We start from the raw sequence: 15,797 nt of genomic DNA, 5'->3' as shown, positions 1-15,797 counted from the left end.
CATATTGCAAGTCAGTTTGTAAAGTTTAAAGTTACCTATTTACATACGACTAAATCCCTAAGTTTTTGCTAATTAAGAAAACTTTTCGGAACTCTTATAAAAGGGGATTGGTACGTATCCCTACTTAAAAAAATTAAGTTACTTATAGATAATTATTTGTTGGCATAACAATCAAATTACCAAGTGTTATGCAATGCAGGTATACACAATTTTTTAATTAGATAAATTGTAAATAGAAAAAATCCTCCTTAGTTTTACTAGTGAGGATTTTTTTGTTTGGAGTATAATTTTTAAACCTTATTTGATGCCTCGAAGTTAATACTGTTATAAGCGGTTTCAGTTAATTTTTGATCGGCATCTTTTTCTTCTGCGAGTGTTTGTTTGAGTAATGCTGCCACATCATCTTCACCTAATGTTTTAGCAAATGCAACAAGCGTTCCATATGAAGCGATTTCATAGTGCTCTATTTTTTGTGAAGCAGAGATAATGCCGGCATCGCGTACAGGTCCAGGTTCAGTATCTTCTAGGATACTTTCACCTTCTTTAATAAGTCCTTCCATAGCTTCACATTTTTTACCCCGATCAGTCTCTTCAAGGATACCGAAAATCTGAACTAAACGATCCACATGTCCCATAGTGAGGGTTAAATGTTCCTCAATAGCAGATTTAAGGTTTGCATTTTGGACATTATTAGCCATTTTGGGCAATGCTTTAACAAGAGCGCGCTCTGCATAGATGATGTCCTTAAGCTCGTCAATAAATAATTCCCTAAGACCTTCAGCAGCGCTTGACTTTGGCGCTACTTTTCTCGTAGACCCTTTTGTTTCAGAGTCATTTGTTGTTTGACTTTTCATAATAAATACTTTTTTTAAATGGCTATTTATTTATAAGGCAAGTTACTGGTTTGTAAATGTCTGTAGATATAAATCATTCTTAAGCTTTTGATAAAGTATCTTAAAAAAAGGCATGTTGGATTTAAAAAATGTTAAATGAAGATATTATATTAGCTTGTTGGGATCATGTTAAATATATGGTATCATGTATATTATGGCTTGCTTTTTGTTCTTTACCTATTTCTGCAGCAATATAGCAGGCATTCCGAAAAAATTACGGTTTTCCGATAATATAGAATTCCCTTCTCTTTAATCATAGTGTAACAGATACCCCCGATTACTGAATATGCAGCAGCACAACTATTATGTACACCCGTTTAAAATTTAATAACAAGTCCAAATCTCCCTTTATGGCTACGGTCCGTTCAAGAGTGGAGTGCTATTTCAGCGAAAGCAATTTATCGCCAAATGCAAACGGTATGATGTGGGTAAAAACCCTAATCTTTCTTGGAGGCTTCCTTTGCCTATATATACTTCTTATAAGCAATATTTTCAGCTTTTGGCCCCTTTTGCTAATAGGAGCCCTACTTGGTGTGTTCAGTGCTTTTGTAGGATTTAATATCTGCCATGACGCTATCCACGGGGCTTTTTCGTCAAATAAAATTGTTAATGCACTACTTGGTGGTGTATTTCATTTATTAGGAGCGAGTCCTTATGTATGGTCTATAACTCATAATGGAGTACACCATACCTATACCAATATTCCCGGTCACGATGAAGACATTGAGGTAGCATCTGGATTGATACGATTATCTGAAGAGGATCCTGTAAATAAAGTACAGCGTTTTCAGCACTGGTATGCTTTCCCGCTGTATAGCTTGGCATCATTGTCATGGGCTTTTCGCAAGGATTTTAAGAAATTCTTTCAGGCCAGGATAGGGCAGACCGCAGTAAAACATCCCAAAATAGAATACTTCAACCTCTTCTTTTATAAGTTACTCTATTACTTTCTTTTTATCGCTTTGCCCCTTATTGTACTAAGTGTATCCTGGTGGCAGTTCCTAATTGTCTTTTTGATAATGCATCTAACCCAGGGCTTGACTATGGGTTTAGTATTTCAGCTTGCCCATGTGGTGGAGGGGACTGAATTCCCTGTACCTTCTAAGAGTGGAAATATGGAGGAAGCCTGGGCGGAGCACCAAATGCATACTACAGCCAATTTTGCGGCACAGAACAGGCTGGTCTCCTTTTTACTGGGTGGACTGAACCGTCAGATCGAGCATCATCTCTTTCCTAAAATATGTCATACTCATTACGGCAAAATCAGTAGTATCGTAAAGGAAACAGCGCTGGAATTCAATATTCCATATATTGAAAACCCTAGCTTTTTCGCAGCTTTAAAATCACACTATCGAATCCTTAGAAGATTCAGTCGTGAAAGCACTAAAAAAATATGTACAGCAGGCTAAATCAGATATATTATCATGATAACGGCTATTATTACTTGCAATGCCCTTATGAATGCGACAGCCAAAACTATATTGTATGATGCAGAAAATCATTTATAGGTATTGGGAAAGATAACCTAAGGTAAAATACCAGTATGACAAACATATTTTGATGATCTGCCACAGGCAATCACCGATATTATATAGTCGAATCTTATTTTACTTATGTGTTAGTTAGTTGTCCGATGATCAGTTCGGCAGCCCGATCGATTGTTTGGAGTATAATTTCTTCCGCAGTTCCACGCAATACTTCGCCGTATGGGATAAAGGCGATTTCCAGACCTTGCTCAGCTATTTCCTTACTGCATTGCAATACGATATTTGAAGCATATTATATTTTGTTTATTCTCCGGTTTCATAATGTGGGGCGTCCACGGGCTTTGATTGTGGTGAGCCTTTTTTGCCTCAGGTAAATTGACAGTACAATAATGGCAAACACCGAAAGGAATTCGCTTTGCCAATTTTGGAAGGATTCGAACCAGAATCGCGAATCAGCTACATAATCTGAAGCAGATTCTAAAAGCTTTCCTTTTAAGGCCAGCTGGGTATTTTCATCCTTGAGGCTGCCATAGAAATGTGCTGCAAAACTGAGTAAAAATAATAGCAAAAGCACAATAGTAAGTGAATGCTTATATAATCCCAAGATCCATCCGCTTCTCTTTACAGGCCATGGTACATCCTTACGATTTGGGTCGGGTTCGCGGTCAACTTCTTCCTTAGTATCTAAGTCCTTGCTTTCCGAGGAGCCCTTTTGCATAAGGAAAATAGTAAGAATCACAAAAAATGCCATCTGCAGAAACTCACTTTCCCAGTTTTCAAAGGTGGACTGCAAGAAGTGCCCGGATGATAAATATTGTATAAGACTTACCGCTGCACCACCCTCATCCGTAATTTCCTTATTGTATTCTTTAATTCCAAAGATTACCTGCCCTATGATGCAAATTATAAAGAGCATCAGAAAAGAAAAGGATAGCGCATTGTTTCGTAAAAAATTCTTCATGGGATTTTTTATTAAAGTTACATCATTGCCTATTTTCTTTGCAATTCCTTTAATGAAACATTAGGGATACTTTAAGCATTTTTAAGAACAATGCTATGATTTAGCCACACAATTTTACAGTCAACAGGACAAGGTACTAAAACTGTAAGATTTTAAAAATAAAGAACCTGGTTGCGTTAAGGTAGTGCTGGATTGCTGGGTATAAGTCAAATAGCATTTTAAATCTAAAATATGGAAGCCGGTCAAACCGGCATCCATTATATAACCCTCTAACTTCCATTATTTGTAAAATGTCGTGTTGCTGATCGGTTTCCGCATAATAGCGCCGACGTTAGGATTAACATCATTCACGAACGGGTGGAAAGTGAATGACCCCATTACAGCCTCCTCGACAAAGCTGACTACCCGTCATCTTCACTATAAGTATTGGAAGCCAGTAGATTTATTCATCAGGCGTAAAAAGTATAACCTGATAATTCTTTGCAGCTCTATACATTGTTATTGAAGAGTGTGTTTTTAGATCGCTTGTTAAATTACTCCATAGCAAATCCTTATTTTCATAGTTAAAGTCACGTTTGGAACGGAATAACACGTAAATTGAAAAATCGTCAGGAGAAATAAACAGGTCTCTATTATCTGCAAAAATTAGTTTCGGACCCTTATACATGATTTCTGCTTCCTTGTCATAAATTAGTTTAACAAGTTTGTCATAAAGTATTTTATTGTTTTCGCTGCTGGAGGGATCAAACTCCAGTAGTTCTCTTGATCCGGGAATACGAATAAGTATCTCTTCAATATCTTCGGCAATAGTAGTATTATTGGAAACAATGCTTTCCACAGAAGATAACTCAATTAATTGATGATGCTCATTCTTTTCCCTTACTTCGGGGAATTTATTAGTTTGGATATACTCCTTTAAAACTGCCCAGAGCATCTGGTCATTATCTGTATCATTAAGGGTTATGTCCCTAAACAATATATAGGTGGCAAAATTGTTATCATCTTTGGGAAGCAGGTGCTGATCGTATCGAAAATAGTCACCTTTATGTACAATATCTGCTGCCTGGCTATCAATTGCCTTTTGCAGTCTATTAAAAAAAGTGCTGTAATTAGTGTTTTTTTCTACAGTCATTTCCATTTGTTCCTGATGGCCGTTCAACCGAATTACTATATCAAGTGTTCTCATATTATTTGAAATAATGTTTAATTTTTGTTGTACTTTTTCTCAGTAATTCATCCAGGGATTCAGTATCCGTCATGCGAATTTCTTCGAGTTCACTCGCTTCTACTTCAAACTCAGTAATTACTGTCCCATTTGCATCAGGCATATCAACAGACTTGCTCGGGTATCATAAAGCACATCGTCCCACTCTGTATAATAGACTGTTTCGTTATGCCTGCCTTGCTCAAATTTTTGAAGTGCATAAAGTGTTATCTGCGTATTCATAATTGCTTTTTACTTAAAGTTACCGCAATTAGTTTGTGTTGAGTTCCATATTATTATATAATTAACGCTAAGGAAAACAAGGAACCCTAATTTAAACGAACCTTTTATAAAGGTTAGATCCCTGTCCTTGAAGTATGGATATTCTTCTATATTACCCTGCTGTTGAGCAAGATCAAGTGCTGGTAATCCTCTGTAATCTTCAATTGTTCTATTGGCACCTATCTCTAAAAGCAAGCACACAATCTGATTACGGACAAACATTGTCGCAAACATAAGTAGTGACATTTCCTTGACGGGAGGCTGAAAAGAGTGCTTGAGAGATTTCATCCATATCTATCTGTTGTATCTCTTAAATGAACTACGTTCCATATCATCTAGTCTTTTGTAGGTTGCCAAGGCTGTAGCAGAAAATATTATATGGGCAATAAATAGTTGTTGATAGTAAGCTTCCCTGTCATTCTTTGGCGGATTATCGTGTTGAGCAAATAGTAACTTCCAGGTTACTATGCCGATAAGGCCACTTGCACTCCCGATGATAGCAATTTTAAGAAAGGTGGGTTTGTGCAGTGCTTTTTGCCAGATGAGCCAATAGGCGGCGACAAATCCTATTCCAATACTATAGTGCATCAGCCATCCTATAGGATGGTTTACCGGCATATCAGGAAGATGCTTTGAGTTGTCGACTAATTTATTGATGAGTACTGGTTCTACAAACTCTGAGTTCTCTCTTTGGGCTTTTCTATAGCTGTACAAAGTCATCAGGGTTGTACCAACTACAGCGGCAATAATTATTTTTTCAATAGTTTTCATGACTTCTTTTTATTACTAATTTGTGTCAGCCTTTCAAATCATTTTAATTTTGGCTGGTAAGACATACAATACTTTGATGTGTCTCGACGAACTGCTCAATTTTTCTTAAGTGGACTTTTTTGGTCTGTAAAGCTTTTAGACAATATTGATAAATGTTTTCCTGACTTTTCATCATGCTCAAGTCCATTGGCATCCTTATTTCCACAACAGCCTTAAAATTGTATGGTTGTGTTAAGTATGACCTTGTATTTTCAACACTATATCCCCCCGACCAGTTAAAATCGGCTAGTGTCAAATTATGATCCAGCATTTCCTGAAGGATTGCTCTTTCCACCATAGAGCTGGCTAAAGTGTTGCTGGTCGGCAGGGCCAAAGCCTCATAATTGACAAAGGTCATAATATAAGTATCCATAACATTTTTTATTAAAAGTACTTTATATACAATATAGTATACGTTATCTTAATCCCAATTCTTTGCCAATAATGTGTTAGGGCTGGCAGATAGTCTGGCGATACTACAGAATTAACAATCCTGTGGGAAAATATATTGGACGATTCACGTCTTAGGCTTAAAATGCATGATTCACTTTTAGCGACCTTCATTGCCAACCCTGGTGAAAGCACTCCTGATCGTAATAGGAATACTTCTCCAGTTCCGAATTGTCGGTCTTACCAGATTTGCCCAAACATTACTTTCAATAGCAAGAACAGGTCCTTTTGTCATCAGTTTTGGTCTTTAGGACGTCGGTGATAATTTCCTGGCCTGTATACTGTTGGCCTTTAATAGACCCATTTCGATAGGGGATATAATAGAAAGCAATGGGATTAAAGGTAAAGTGGTCACACTTAATCTTAGGGATACACAAATCCGAAGTGATAGCAAAGATACCTTTGACAATATTACTGCTTTGTTTTTGCAGGAATGCCTCTTTTTCGTAACTTCGTGTTGCACTTGTAGAAAGAACTCCAATTTTCATAATTATCTTAAAGTCAGTGTTATATCAGTAATTATAGCAATCAACTAACTTGAAATTTATGCAGATATTGAAACATAAGACAGGGAAAAGTATATCAATTAACGCCGCATCAATTTATTATGAAGAGTTGGGTAATCCTTCAGGTTTTCCTATTCTAATGTTACATGGCGGCTTTGGCACACTTGAAGATTTTGAGCCTATTATCAGCAACTTTTTATCAGAATTCCGAATTATTGCAATGGACGCCCGAGGACAAGGAAAATCAACCTTGGGAGGTCAACCTCTAACCTATAAGATGATGCAAGATGACGCAGAGAGATTATTAGATCACTTAAAAATCAGCAAAATTATTTTAATTGGCTTTAGTGATGGAGGAATGGTAGCTCACCGTATTGCAATTTCTGATTCAGAAAGGGTAAGTAAGCTTGTTTCTATTGCAGCACCATGGAGAAAAGAAGACCTCGATTTAATACGCGGTTTTCTTCTAAAAGTAACTCCCGAAAGTTGGGAGGAAAAATTTAAAGAATCGTATCAACTCTATGAGTCTCTTAACCCCAGTATTGATTTTAAAATCCTGGTAGACAATCTCAAACACATGTGGTTAGACGAATCAGAAACAGGAGGATATCCCGGTAATAATGTGAAGCAGATTAACTGCCCCGCATTAATAGTGCGAGGAGACGAAGATCATCTATTTTCCCGTGAAAGTGCTGTGGCGTTGGCAAGTTTTTTAAAAAATGGAAAATTATTAAATATCCCATTTGGCGGCCATGAAGTTCATAAAGATCAATCAAAAATTGTTTCAGATTTAATACTCACTTTCATTAAAGAATAATAAGATCCGTGGATTTCACCAACAGTGACAAAGAACCAGTTTTAGTGAAATCCGGTTCTGTCGCATCTAAGAATAAGTTTTACCTTTAGTCTTCTAAATTTTTAATATAATGAACACTAAAGGTCATTGTTATCCGAAATCTATAATTCTTCAGGCAGTATATTTCAAGTTACGATTTACCCTAAGTTATAGAGACGTCGAGGAAATAATGAAAATGTGTGGCGTTCAGGTCGACCATGCTACAATTCAAAGATGGGTATATAAGTTTACGCCTTTTATTGTGGCACAGATGAAGAAACGTAAACTCAGAGTTGGTAATAGTTGGAGAATGGATGAAACTTATATTCAAGTTAAGGGACAGTGGTGTTATTTGTATAGAGCAGTTGATAAACTGGGGAATACTGTTGATTTTCTGCTGACAAAAAGGAGACAGAGGATGAGTGCCCAATCTTTTCTAATAAAAGCAATCAATAATAATTACAAACCGAGAGTAATTACTATTGATAAAAGTGGTTCTAATACTGGAGCTATAAAGGTTTATAATAAGCGTTCTTTCTCGAAGATAAAGATTCGACAATGTAAATATTTAAACAATATTATTGAACAGGATCATCGTTTTATTAAGTGGAGAATACAAAACGGTTTAGGCTTTAAAAATTTTGAATCGGCTAAACGTACTTTGAATGGAATTGAAGTTGTACATATGTTGAGAAAGAATCAGATGATTAATCCTGGGTTAACTATGTTCAAATCATTCTGTAGACTGGCAGTATAAATTTAGAGCGCTCGAATATCTTGGATCTTTACAAACAGATGCGACAGAACCTTTATTTCAGCAGAAGTGAATTAAAGGAATGGATCAAAGAAGGAAAAGTGAAAACCGTAGCAGATTGTGCAGCAAATGCTGAAACGTATCTAAAAGATAATAGGCTGGGTGTTGCAAGAAAAGGGAAAGCTAACGGAGTTTGATACGGCCGGTGCTTTCCCTTTTTGCTTTGTCTATAATCTTGGTATAGACCTGTGTTGTCCTGATACTTTTGTGACCAAGAAGTTTGGACACCGTAAAAATATCCGTACCTAAATTTAACTGCAACGTGGCATAGGTATGCCTGAAGCAGTGAAAGGTGATGTGTTTGGTAATACCTGCTGCCGCTGTCCAGATTGGAATAAAACGGTCAATGTCCCACTTTCGCAACCCATCAAAAACCTTTTGTTGTGGAGTTTTTCTATCTCCCAAAAGTTCAAAAGCATGTTCAGAAATCGGGAGTGTTTGTTGCCTATCAGTCTTCTGTTGTTTAAAACGAATGAAAGGCCCATCATACTGAGAGTATTCGATTTCTGACCATTCCAGTTTCTCAATATCAGAATAACGCATCCCTGTAAGTATCGAGAATAGTCCTGCCGACTTAACAACTTCTTTAGGACAGTCCGTCACAAATAAGCGCTGTGCTTCTTCGAGGTAAAGAAAATTTCGTTGGGTTTCCTGCTCTTTAATGTAATCCACCTGTCTATTTATATCGACATGTAGCAAACCTTCCTTATAAGCCTGTTTCAGAGTCGCCTTCAGCTTATTAAAATAGGATTGTGCAGAGTTATTCGAGAGTTTTCTGTCTGGCATACGTTTGCTTTTTGCCTGAAGCATATAATCCCTGAAATCTTCCACTAACACAGAAGTGATCTCTGAGAATGTAATATCATCCCTGTCAAGGAAATCCCTAAAATATCCCATTGCATATTCCCAAATATCATAATTCGTTCCAATTTTTTTATCAGCTTGCTTTTGGAAGTAGGGCATAAAAGACATGCTACCAATTTCCTTTATCTGCAACAGACCCTTTTCAAATTCTGTATAGATATCATCTTTCATTAGTTCGGTCTGTCTTCTGACCTGGATCATTTTAGCTGTATTTAGATTTTCTTCATTGACGATCTTATCAATTGCATTTGTTGGACGTGTGATAAGATATAGTCTTAAGAATTCCCTTCGCGTGAACTCATTAGTCGCTGCATCATAAATAGGAGGGTAGTAATCTAGATAAAGGGATATGCGTTTTCCCATTGATATAGGTTTCTTCCTCAAAGTGACTTTAATTTTCTTAGCCTTTTTCATCATTAAATCTTCTTCATTAATACTTTTTCAATGTCAGCTTTAATTACATAAGTATGACTTCCTTTGACAAACCTGGGAATCTGCTCTCTCCTGATAAGATTATATAAAGCTCCATTAGATATACCAAACCTATCATGCATCTCATTGACGGTGTAACAATCATTAAGATCAGGAAGCTTGTTGTCAGGGATTATTATATCAGGAAATTCGAAATAGGTATCCACATCTGACCTCCTGACAATGGTCCTGCGTCCCAGCTTCTTGATTATAATTTCTCCGTGGTCAATAATGCGGTAAAATGTCCTTCTGCTAACACCGAGAAGCTTCGCTGCTTCATCAATGCTCAGGAAGTCTTTTTTTGTAATGCTGGCATCAAATTCCTGGACCTCTTTTTTCATCGTTAGTGAGCTGACCTGTAATTTCGCCTCCCGCTGAATGGCCTTGTAGGCCCTGCTATTGCACTTTAGGTCGCAATATCGCGTCTTCGTAGTCTTCGCTATGAATATTTTCCTACAGTATTCGCATACTTTTTCTATCCTGATATTTGAACTCATCTTGTTTTATAATTTGGCGTGTCATAAAGTGTCCCGGCGTGCCCTGATGTGTCAGGACGTGCCAAACTGTGCCATAATTTGTCCAGTCATTTGTACCTTAATGTTAAAATCGTTTTCGAGGTACAAGGGAGGTACAAATAAGAACAAAGTTGCGCAAATAAAACGAAATTTTCGGGTATAAAAAAATCACTACATAATTGATATGTAGTGATTTAACGTATTTTTTAGATGAGTATTTTGTGTTGTTTTGTGCTGTTACTTACCGATGCAGAAATTCGCAAAAATATTACCTAGTAATTCATCATTAGTAACCTGTCCAGTAATTTCACCAAAGTAATAAAGAGCCTGTCGTATATCAATGGCCATAAGATCTGCCGAAATACCTGATTGTAATCCAAATTGTACTTTTTGTATTTCTTCAAGTGCTTTTAGAAGCGAGTCATAATGGCGTGTATTAGTTACTATAGTTTCATTATTTCGTAATGCACCTGTATTTACAAACGATAAAAGTTTATCTTTTAATTCTTCTACGCCAATGTTTTCTTTTGCTGATACTAATAACAGTCCTGGTATCAATTCCAAAGCTTCCTTTTTTTGATTTTCTGTGAGTTTATCAGCTTTATTTCCAATTATGACTAAGGGCTTAAGCGGAAATTGATTTTTTATCTTTTCTATTTCAGTTTTCAATTCTGATCCCTGAATTCCAAATTGTGCGACATTAAAAAGATAAACAACAACCTGCGCCTGTTCCATCTTCTCAAAAGTCTTTCGGATCCCAATACTTTCTACAACATCTTCAGTTTCCCTGATGCCGGCAGTATCAATAAATCTAAATCCAATTCCATTAATTACAAGTTCATCTTCAATTGTATCTCGAGTTGTTCCTGCAATGTCTGATACAATGGCTCGTTCTTCATTAAGTAAAGCATTAAGTAGGGTAGACTTCCCAACATTTGGTTCTCCTACGATAGCCACCGGAATACCATTTTTGATAACATTTCCAACAGCAAACGAATCAATAAGACGTTTTAATACAAAATTTATACGATTCAGTAAATCCGTAAATTGAGTACGATCTGCAAATTCAACATCTTCTTCTGCAAAGTCTAATTCCAGTTCTATTAATGAAGCAAAATTTAATAATTCTTCACGTAGCTTTGCAATTTCATTAGAGAAACCTCCTCTCATTTGCTGCATGGCAATTTGATGGGATGCTTCATTGTCAGATGCTATTAGATCGGCTACAGCTTCAGCCTGAGAAAGGTCAAGTTTTCCATTTAAGAAAGCGCGAAGTGTAAATTCGCCGGCATTAGCCATGCGACAGCCTTTACGAAGTAATAACTGGATAATTTGTTGCTGTATATATACTGAACCGTGGCACGAAATCTCTACGGTATTTTCACCTGTATATGAATTAGTACCTTTAAAAAGAGACAATAAGACTTGATCGTATATTTTATTATCATCAGTAATATGACCTAAATGCAGCGTATGGGTTTTTTGGGTTGTAATATCTTTACCTTTGATAGAAGTAAATACACTTGCTGCAATAGTGATAGCATCTTTACCGGAAATTCGTATAATAGCAATTGCACCTGAACCAGAAGGGGTGGCTAATGCAACAATAGTATCCTGTGGAATCATTGAAATTCTTTTTGCAAAGATAGCATTTAGAATTCAGTTGGCATTAATTGGTACTTTAGTGTTTTCTAGTCCCGGATTTAATAATTAAAAATTATTTTTATGTTAACATCTGTACAATTAGGTAAGAAAAATTCATACTTTTTTGTAACTTTAACCTAATAATCCTTGAGTTCTATATGCCATGAAACAAATACTTTTCCCTACTGATTTTTCTGAAGCAGCTAATACAGCATTTATCTATGCGCTTCGGTTTGCCGACTCTTTTGATGCAGAACTTGTAATTCTTCATGTATATGATTTGCCTATTGTAGAAACACCTACATTACCGGAATCTACTAAAGAAATCTTTGACATTGTAGAAATGAACCAGTTTGAAAGCTTTAGAGAAGAATTACCTGAACTTCATCTAATGGCTGAAAGAAGAAACTTAGGGCATGTGAAGATGAGGAATATCCTTTTATACGGTGACCTTGTTTACAATATAAATAAAGTATGTATTGATGAAAAAATAGACCTTATAGTAATGGGGACTAAAGGAGCAACCGGGCTTAAAGAAACATTTTTAGGTTCATCTACCGCTTCAGTAATTGCTAATGCAAAGGTGCCTGTATTAGGTATTCCAGCAGAGGCAGAATACCACCCAATTAAAAATATAGCTTTTACCACACAGTACAAGGATAAAGACAACGATGCGCTGACTAAAACTCTTGATATTGCTCGTAAGTTTAAAGCGAATGTAGCTTGTTTATATGTTAAGAATCCTGATGATCCTGCTGATATTGACGAAAGAATAAATGAATGGAAAATATTTTATCGTGATGAAAATATTGATTTCTTTAATATTGATGGAGATCATATTGAACAGACGATACTTGATTTTGCTGAAAATCAAAGAGTAGGACTATTAGTAATGCGTACTCATAAAAGAGGTTTTTTTGAAAGTCTTTTCCATAGAAGCCTTACGAAAAAGATGGCTTATCACACTAAAATACCGCTGTTGGTGTTTCATGAAGGCTAGTATATCCTGCTTCGGCAGGATTTTTTTATGCTATATTTGTTCTTTTGCCTAAAATATGGAATTCTACAAAAATCGTAAGGAAACTTTTCAGCTTGAACTTAAAAAACTAAATTTTAGATACAATATAATTAGTGCCTCAAGGCTATTAATAGCTGTTGCTTTTATTATTTTAGGTTACTATAGTATCCAACCAGAAAAGTCAACCTTACAATTTAGTCTTATGGCTATCTGTTTTATTCTTTTTTTATTGCTTATGAAGCGTCATGCTCTGGTACATCAAAAAAAACTTAGAGCAGCCACACTTGTAAAAATTAATTCAGATGAAATAGCCTATCTGGAAGGAAAAATAATTCCTTTTGAAGATGGAGCGGAATTTGTAGATTTTAGACATCCTTACTCACACGATCTTGATATATTTGGGCAGCGTTCATTATTTCATAATATAAACCGCACTCAAACCTATAAGGGTAATGAAAAGTTAGCTGAATTGCTTCAAAGTATTCTTTCAGATGAGGAAATAATACTTAATCAGGATGCTGTAAAAGAACTTGCTTCTAAGCCTGAATTAAGACAGGAGATCATGGCACTAGGTAAAGCCCGAAAAGATAATCTTGCTGTTTATACAAGACTTATATCATGGGCAAATAGTAAAACTAAGACCCTATCGGTAGTTTCAATTATCATTGGTATCCTAATACCGGTTGTGCTTACAATTTGTATAATTAGCTATTTAGTAACCAATAATCAGACTTTATCGACAATAGCCGGATGGCTGTTTTTATTTAATCTTCTTTTTCTATTAAGTTATTTAAAGCTTATAAAGAATGAAGTGAAACATACTACAGAAATACATGACATAATCCATCATTATGGATTGATTATAGAGCAGTTAGAGAATGAAAAATTTACTAGTAAAAAACTTCAACTACTTAAAAAAAATCTTGTAACAGGAGGGAAGTCTGCCAGCGGGCACATTAAAGAATTAGCATCATTATTTTCCAGATTAGACAGTATTGATAATGCATTAGGCGCAATATTTCTTAATGGTATAATGCTTTATCATTTTCATTCCCTTAACGCATTGTATAAATGGAAAAAGAATAATGAGCAAAATGTTGCACTATGGCTTGATATTATTGCAGAGGTTGAATCCTTAAGTAGTTTTGGTAACTTATATTATAACAATGGGGATTTTATTTTCCCGAACCTCAATACAAACTATATTGTTGCATTTAGAAATATTGCTCATCCTTTACTTAAAAAAGAAAATCGTATTGGAAACGATATTAGTTTCAATTCAGACTTCATGATCCTTACAGGTTCAAATATGTCGGGTAAAAGTACTTTTTTACGTAGTTTGGGTATCAATATGGTATTAGCAGGAGCAGGGGCACCGGTTTGTGCTTCTAATGCAGATATACATCCATTACCTGTATTGGTTTCTATGCGATTGTCAGATTCTTTATCTGATAGTGAATCTTATTTCTTTGCCGAAATCAAGCGTCTTAGGTATATTATGGATAAATTACAGGATCAACATGCTTTTGTATTACTTGATGAAATTTTGCGAGGAACAAACTCTGATGACAAAAGAACGGGTACAATTAAGGTAGTTAAGAAAATGATAGCCCTTAAAGCTACGGGAGCTATAGCAACTCATGACATTGAAGTTTGTAATATAGTTGGAGAATATCCTCATAGTTTGGTAAATCGTTGCTTTGAAGCCAAAATTGTAGATAATGAACTCTATTTTGATTATCAGCTTCGCGACGGTATCTGTCGTAATAAAAGTGCCACTTTTCTTATGGAGAAAATGGGGGTTATATAATTCTTTTTATTGACTGCTAAAACGTAAAAAACCACAGTATAAAACTGTGGTTTTTAGTATAAAAAGGGTTGATTAAATAGCGTGTTTAATTGTTAAGCATTACCGGCATAACAAGCATAGTAACAGTTTCACCTTCGTCAAGACCGTCTACCGGAGTAAGGATACCAGCACGGTTAGGTAATGACATTTCAAGCATTATTTCGTCACTCTGCAAATTTGTAAGCATTTCAGTAAGGAAACGTGAGTTAAAACCTATCTGCATATCGTCTCCCTGATAATCACATGTCAAACGCTCTTCAGCCTTGTTTGAGTAGTCAATATCTTCAGCGGAAATATTTAATTCAGTTCCTGCAATTTTAAGGCGTATCTGGTGGGTAGTCTTATTTGAGAAAATAGCCACACGACGAACAGAACTTAAAATCTGTGCTCTACTGATCAATAATTTATTAGGATTCTCTTTAGGTATTACAGCCTCATAGTTTGGGTATTTACCATCTATAAGTCGGCATGTTAATACATAGTTATCAAAAGAGAAAGTTGCATTTGAATCGTTGTATTCAATTTTGATCTCAGCATCAGATGAACCAAGGATACCTTTAAGAATGGTAAGTGGTTTCTTAGGCATAATGAAATCGGCTACTTGAGAAGCTTTCACGTCTGTTCTTGAATACTTAACCAGTTTGTGAGCATCTGTGGCTACAAAAATAAGTCCTTCAGGAGAGAATTGAAAAAATACCCCAGACATAACCGGACGTAGATCATCATTACCTGCAGCAAAAATGGTTTTGCTAACTGCAGTAGCTAAAACGTCGGCAGGTACTAATGTAAATGAAGGATCTTCAAGCGTTACGGCTTTGGGAAATTCATCTCCAGAAGCATATGCTAATGCATATTTACCAGAGTTAGAGCTTATCTCTATTGTATTGTTGTCTTCTACAGTGAAAGTAAGCGGCTGTTCAGGAAACGTTTTTAAAGTTTCAAGCAATAGTTTAGCAGGTACTGCAACGCTTCCTTTACTTTCCGAATCAATTTCTAGTGTAGCAGACATTGTGGTCTCCAAATCGGAAGCTGATACTTTTAATTCAGTATTGTCTAATTCAAAAAGGAAGTTATCAAGTATAGGCAGTGTATTACTGCTGTTGATAACACTTCCTAGTACTTGCAGTTGTTTTAGCAAATATGAACTGGATACTATAAATTTCATCTTGTTTTTTGTTTATTTAATTGCAAAAC

19 protein-coding genes are annotated in these 15,797 nt (G+C 35.9%); 7 read left to right on the top strand and 12 right to left on the bottom strand.

All coding sequences use genetic code 11. From position 1 onward, the window contains the following. Nucleotides 1–290: 290 nt before the first annotated feature. Nucleotides 291–854, bottom strand: coding sequence for a YciE/YciF ferroxidase family protein (locus tag EPI11_RS09870; RefSeq protein ID WP_128389798.1), 564 nt, complete (start codon nt 852–854; stop codon nt 291–293). A 389-nt stretch (nt 855–1,243) separates the two neighbouring features. Here EPI11_RS09870 and EPI11_RS09865 point away from each other — a divergent pair, with 389 nt between their 5' ends. Then, nucleotides 1,244–2,302: a fatty acid desaturase family protein gene (locus tag EPI11_RS09865; protein ID WP_241657608.1), complete on the top strand. Its 1,059-nt coding sequence runs from the start codon at nt 1,244–1,246 to the stop codon at nt 2,300–2,302. Between the two features lie 394 nt (nt 2,303–2,696). Here the strand turns inward: EPI11_RS09865 and EPI11_RS09860 are convergent, their stop codons facing one another. The 7 genes from EPI11_RS09860 to EPI11_RS19210 form a co-directional block, all read right to left on the bottom strand. Further along, nucleotides 2,697–3,341, bottom strand: coding sequence for a DUF6766 family protein (locus EPI11_RS09860; RefSeq protein WP_241657607.1), 645 nt, complete (start codon nt 3,339–3,341; stop codon nt 2,697–2,699). A 442-nt stretch (nt 3,342–3,783) separates the two neighbouring features. Next, complete coding sequence (locus EPI11_RS09855) at nt 3,784–4,527, bottom strand: hypothetical protein (protein WP_128389796.1); 744 nt, start codon at nt 4,525–4,527, stop codon at nt 3,784–3,786. A 117-nt stretch (nt 4,528–4,644) separates the two neighbouring features. Further along, nucleotides 4,645–4,788, bottom strand: coding sequence for a hypothetical protein (locus EPI11_RS18985; protein ID WP_164879146.1), 144 nt, complete (start codon nt 4,786–4,788; stop codon nt 4,645–4,647). Between the two features lie 9 nt (nt 4,789–4,797). Next, nucleotides 4,798–5,115: an ankyrin repeat domain-containing protein gene (locus EPI11_RS09850; RefSeq protein ID WP_128389795.1), complete on the bottom strand. Its 318-nt coding sequence runs from the start codon at nt 5,113–5,115 to the stop codon at nt 4,798–4,800. Nucleotides 5,116–5,121: 6 nt separating this feature from the next. Then, on the bottom strand, nt 5,122–5,598 hold the full coding sequence (locus EPI11_RS09845) for a hypothetical protein (protein ID WP_128389794.1): 477 nt from the start codon (nt 5,596–5,598) through the stop codon (nt 5,122–5,124). Nucleotides 5,599–5,641: 43 nt separating this feature from the next. After that, complete coding sequence (locus tag EPI11_RS09840) at nt 5,642–6,010, bottom strand: hypothetical protein (protein ID WP_128389793.1); 369 nt, start codon at nt 6,008–6,010, stop codon at nt 5,642–5,644. 177 nt (nt 6,011–6,187) lie between these two features. Further along, entirely contained in the window at nt 6,188–6,322 is a 135-nt protein-coding gene (locus tag EPI11_RS19210) for a hypothetical protein (protein ID WP_262707699.1), read from the bottom strand. Between the two features lie 49 nt (nt 6,323–6,371). On the opposite strand from EPI11_RS19210, the gene EPI11_RS19155 reads away from it, so the two are divergent. The 4 genes from EPI11_RS19155 (at nt 6,372) to EPI11_RS18980 (ending at nt 8,379) form a co-directional block, all read left to right on the top strand. Next, nucleotides 6,372–6,623: a mechanosensitive ion channel domain-containing protein gene (locus EPI11_RS19155; RefSeq protein WP_241657606.1), complete on the top strand. Its 252-nt coding sequence runs from the start codon at nt 6,372–6,374 to the stop codon at nt 6,621–6,623. A gap of 10 nt (nt 6,624–6,633) precedes the next feature. Then, nucleotides 6,634–7,410, top strand: a complete 777-nt coding sequence (locus EPI11_RS09830; RefSeq protein WP_128389792.1) for an alpha/beta fold hydrolase — start codon at nt 6,634–6,636, stop codon at nt 7,408–7,410. A 109-nt stretch (nt 7,411–7,519) separates the two neighbouring features. Then, nucleotides 7,520–8,185, top strand: coding sequence for an IS6 family transposase (locus tag EPI11_RS09825; protein WP_128389791.1), 666 nt, complete (start codon nt 7,520–7,522; stop codon nt 8,183–8,185). Nucleotides 8,186–8,223: 38 nt separating this feature from the next. After that, complete coding sequence (locus EPI11_RS18980; protein ID WP_164879145.1) at nt 8,224–8,379, top strand: hypothetical protein; 156 nt, start codon at nt 8,224–8,226, stop codon at nt 8,377–8,379. Here the strand turns inward: EPI11_RS18980 and EPI11_RS09820 are convergent. The 3 genes from EPI11_RS09820 to mnmE all read right to left on the bottom strand — a co-directional run bounded on the left by EPI11_RS09820 (nt 8,366) and on the right by mnmE (nt 11,718). Further along, nucleotides 8,366–9,520 (bottom strand): tyrosine-type recombinase/integrase, encoded by a 1,155-nt coding sequence (locus EPI11_RS09820; RefSeq protein ID WP_262707701.1) that lies wholly within the window; start codon nt 9,518–9,520, stop codon nt 8,366–8,368. The genes EPI11_RS18980 and EPI11_RS09820 overlap by 14 nt on opposite strands. A gap of 2 nt (nt 9,521–9,522) precedes the next feature. After that, the gene (locus tag EPI11_RS09815) at nt 9,523–10,074 is read right to left on the bottom strand and encodes a helix-turn-helix domain-containing protein (RefSeq protein ID WP_128389789.1); all 552 of its coding nucleotides are present in this window, start codon (nt 10,072–10,074) and stop codon (nt 9,523–9,525) included. A 255-nt stretch (nt 10,075–10,329) separates the two neighbouring features. Continuing rightward, the gene (gene mnmE / locus EPI11_RS09810; RefSeq protein ID WP_128389788.1) at nt 10,330–11,718 is read right to left on the bottom strand and encodes a tRNA uridine-5-carboxymethylaminomethyl(34) synthesis GTPase MnmE; all 1,389 of its coding nucleotides are present in this window, start codon (nt 11,716–11,718) and stop codon (nt 10,330–10,332) included. Nucleotides 11,719–11,899: 181 nt separating this feature from the next. Here mnmE and EPI11_RS09805 point away from each other — a divergent pair, with 181 nt between their 5' ends. Next, on the top strand, nt 11,900–12,736 hold the full coding sequence (locus tag EPI11_RS09805; RefSeq protein WP_128389787.1) for a universal stress protein: 837 nt from the start codon (nt 11,900–11,902) through the stop codon (nt 12,734–12,736). A gap of 55 nt (nt 12,737–12,791) precedes the next feature. Further along, entirely contained in the window at nt 12,792–14,564 is a 1,773-nt protein-coding gene (locus tag EPI11_RS09800; protein WP_128389786.1) for a MutS-related protein, read from the top strand. An 85-nt stretch (nt 14,565–14,649) separates the two neighbouring features. On the opposite strand, the gene dnaN is transcribed toward EPI11_RS09800, so the two are convergent. Continuing rightward, a complete protein-coding gene (gene dnaN, locus EPI11_RS09795) occupies nt 14,650–15,768 on the bottom strand; it encodes a DNA polymerase III subunit beta (RefSeq protein WP_128389785.1) in 1,119 nt (372 codons plus the stop codon). Nucleotides 15,769–15,797: the final 29 nt, after the last annotated feature.

It is taken from the genome of Flavobacterium cerinum (assembly GCF_004028155.1).
In the GTDB taxonomy this organism is placed as follows: domain Bacteria; phylum Bacteroidota; class Bacteroidia; order Flavobacteriales; family Flavobacteriaceae; genus Flavobacterium; species Flavobacterium cerinum.
Note: the sequence above shows the minus strand (reverse complement) of the source record. Positions and strands in the feature narration are given on the sequence as shown.